Here is a 3,411-nt window from a genome sequence, read left to right on the forward strand (position 1 = left end):
CTGTCGCCGATACCCAACATAGTGTATCTGCTAGGTACCCAAGGCCGTTCATCGGAGGGTGCGGCAAACAGGTTGTTGGCGTCAAAGGCTTCGATCTATGTTGAGTCCCTCGGTGTGATCCAGGGGAAAGCTCATGCGAATGGTGATCGGTAGCGTCCTGTTAGGTCTCGCTGCGAGTGCACATGCTCAGGTGCCGCAGTGCTTCTGCGAGCACTTCGGCTCGCAATACGACCAGGTGTGCGAAGCGGGCCCGGCGCAGGTGTACAACAAGGTGGAGGGAGGTCCGAGCGCGCCGCAGTACGAATACCAGTGGTCGACGGACCCGGGCGGCATGATCACCGGGCAAAACCCCGAGGTGCCCATCGCGTACGCCGACTGCGTGAACGGCTTCGGCTGCACCCTGATCGTTTACGTAGAGATCTGGTGGAATCCCAACGCGCCGCGCGGAAAAAGCACCTACCTCGGTCGCGCGCAGTGTGGCTCGGGCACCGGCGGCGGTCTGTAAGCTAACGCCCTTCACTTCTTGACGAAACTTGACCCCCAGGCCGCTCGGCCAGCCCTACACTGCCAAACGCAGTATCGACTGGCGGCCTTCGGGGCGGGGAATCACGCGGTGCTGACGTGGCCATCGCGTGAGCCCCGGAGGCTGTCTCTTTCCAGGGGAACGCTACCCGCGGTGCGTCGGTCTTAACCACGCAGAGCCACTGGACGATCGAGACATGCCCCTTTCCGCGAAGACCATCCTGCTCGTAGACGATGATCGCGAATTTTCAGCGATGGTTGCCCAGTACCTGGATCAGGACGGCTTCGAGACCCATCGCGTGCACAACGGCGAGGCGGCGCTCGATTTCTTGAGTCGCAAGCCCGTGGACGCCATGGTGCTCGACATCATGATGCCGCGCCTCAGCGGTCACGAGGTGTTGCAGCGGGTGCGCAAGGAGCTGGCCTCGCCGCGCGTGCTCATGCTCACGGCCAAGGGCGATGAGGTGGATCGGGTGATCGGCCTCGAGTCCGGCGCCGACGACTACCTGGCGAAACCCTGTAGCCTGCGCGAGCTGGCGGCGCGTCTGCGGGCCATCCTGCGCCGCGACGAAGCGCCGGGGATCCCCTTCGGCGATGCCCCCAAGACCTCCATCGGTAGCCTGGAGATCGACCGGCTCCGGCGTACCGCCGCCCTCGACGGCCGATCGCTGCGCCTGACCGACGCCGAGTACATGGTGCTCTGTTGCCTGGCCGATACGGTGGGCGTGCCGGTCTCGCGCGAGGTGCTGATGAAGACCGCCCTCGGCCGTCGCTACGAGCCCTACGATCGCAGCATCGACGTGCACGTGGCGAACCTGCGCCGCAAGCTCGGGCGATCACCCCACCGTGAGCCCTCCCTGATTCGCACGGTACGTGGCGCTGGCTACATGCTGATTCCCCAGCCGGACTGACGAGGTGCGCAAGCTCTACCTGAGGGTGGTGCTCGCCATCTGGGGGGTGATGCTCATCTCCTCCGTGAGCGCCGTCGTGGTGCTGAGAGCCAGCACCCCTGACGATTCCCTCTGGCCGCCCTTCCCGGACGATATGGGCAGGATGATCTTCGAGAGCGCCATCGAGCGAATTCCCGCTCAGGCCGGCGTGCCGGGAAAGCGCATCGATGCGTTGATCGACTGGATGCGCTCGGATCCACTGGTGCGCCGTCGCTTCGACATGCGCCTCACCAACGCCGCGGGCGAAGAACTCTTCCGCTTCGCCAGATCGCGGCGCCCAGCTGATGAGGATACGGTGGAACAGTCCGTCTTCAACTTCACGGTGGAGGGCGAGGACTACCGCCTGCACACGGCCGCCACGCGCGAGCAGGTGGCCTACCGCGAGTCGCGACGGGCGATCGCTCGCGTGTTGTTCCGTGCGGAGTTTCCCCTCCTGGCGATTCTCATCGCTGTGCCCTTGAGCATCCTGATCAGCCTGCGCCTCGCGCGCTACCTCGTGCAGCCCCTGCGCGAGTTCGAGCAGGCGAGCGATCGCCTCTCGGAGGGAGATTTCTCCGTGCGGGTGACCCCACGCCTCGGGCGGCGCGCCGATGAGATCGCGGAGTTCGCCGCCACCTTCGATGCGATGGCCGTGCGCATCGACGCCCTCGTGCGCTCCCATAAGGATCTCCTGCGCGACGTTTCCCACGAACTGCGCAGTCCCCTGGCCCGCCTGATGGCTGCCCTGTCCCTCGCCCGCCAGCGCCAGGGCGAGGCGGCCCTGCCGGAGTTGAGCACGATCGAACAGGAGGTGGAGCGCCTCGACCGACTGATCGAACGCCTGCTCACCTACGCGCGCCTCGACGCGCGCCACAGCAGCGCCCCGCGCCAGCTGCTCGATCTGGACGAGCTGGTCATCGGCACCATGGCCGACGCGGCGGGAGAGGCGCAGGCGGCGGGGGTGACGATGCACCTGTCCGGGGTGTCGCCGTGCCCTGTGCTGGGGGATCGAGAACTCCTCGTGAGTGCGATCGAGAACGTGCTGCGCAATGCCCTGTCCTACAGTCCGGCGAGCGGCGTGGTTCGCTTGCGCCTAGCGGCGAGCGAGGAGGGGGCGTCCTGGGTCTTGAGCCTCGAAGACCAGGGTCCGGGGGTGGCGGAGGACCAGCTGGCGCTGATCTTCGAGCCCTTCTACCGCGCCGAGGGAGAAGATGAGGGCGATGCTCGCGAGGGCTACGGCATCGGCCTCGCGATCGCGCGGTCTGCGGTCGCAGCACACGGCGGGCGTATCGAGGCCTATCGGGCGGCGCTGGGCGGACTGGGTGTGAGTATCACCCTGCCCATGGCCCAGGAAGAGCACACGGGCGAACCGCTGGAGAGCTTCGAGCTGACCCAGGGCGCGCCGGCGGGCGCACACGACCACGCAGTGGGGCACTGACTGCCGACGCACCGCGTGGCCGCCCAGCCGCTACGCCTTTAGAACTTCACCATGGGGGCCTTGGTCGCCTTCGGTGTCGACTCGAGGGCCAGGCGTAGATCCGCAGGGGTGGCCAGGTCCGGGCTGTGGGCGGAGGAGATTCGCAGAGGCGTTAGGCCGTGCTTGCGCAGCGCTTCGGCGAAGGTCCGCGTCGAGTCGTTGGCGGCGGGGATGACGCCCGTACGCGGTCGCGCGAAGTGGTCCGCCTCGAAGAGTAGGCCGCTATCAGGCAGCCAGGCCACCAGCAGGTGCTCGGTGTGCGCCGTGGGGCCAATGTCGATGATCTCCACCCGCTGACCGTCGTCGTCGAACACCCGTCGTTCGTCCACGAGCTCAAGGGTAAGTTGCGCGCCGTCGGGGGCGGCATCGCGCACCACCTGTTCGTGGGCTCGGGCGGCGACCACCGTCGCGCCCGCGTTCACGTAGGGCGCCACGCCGAGCACATGATCGGAGTGGTGGTGGGTGAGCACGCCGTAGCGCAAC

Annotated in this window: 4 protein-coding genes; 3 read left to right on the forward strand and 1 reads right to left on the reverse strand. The window is 67.0% G+C overall.

Going from position 1 to position 3,411, the window contains the following annotated elements; translation table 11 throughout:
* Positions 1-133: 133 nt before the first annotated feature.
* The 3 genes from AAF184_25375 to AAF184_25385 all read left to right on the forward strand — a co-directional run bounded on the left by AAF184_25375 (position 134) and on the right by AAF184_25385 (position 2,889).
* Complete coding sequence (locus AAF184_25375) at positions 134-505, forward strand: hypothetical protein (GenBank protein MEO0425686.1); 372 nt, start codon at positions 134-136, stop codon at positions 503-505.
* A 214-nt stretch (positions 506-719) separates the two neighbouring features.
* A complete protein-coding gene (locus tag AAF184_25380; GenBank protein ID MEO0425687.1) occupies positions 720-1,433 on the forward strand; it encodes a response regulator transcription factor in 714 nt (237 codons plus the stop codon).
* 4 nt (positions 1,434-1,437) lie between these two features.
* Positions 1,438-2,889, forward strand: a complete 1,452-nt coding sequence (locus AAF184_25385) for an ATP-binding protein (protein MEO0425688.1) — start codon at positions 1,438-1,440, stop codon at positions 2,887-2,889.
* Between the two features lie 38 nt (positions 2,890-2,927).
* Here the strand turns inward: AAF184_25385 and AAF184_25390 are convergent.
* A partial coding sequence (locus tag AAF184_25390; GenBank protein ID MEO0425689.1) for an MBL fold metallo-hydrolase occupies positions 2,928-3,411 on the reverse strand: 484 nt, incomplete at its 5' end.

It is taken from the genome of Pseudomonadota bacterium (genome assembly GCA_039815145.1).
Classification (GTDB): Bacteria; Pseudomonadota; Gammaproteobacteria; order Steroidobacterales; family JBCBZW01; genus JBCBZW01.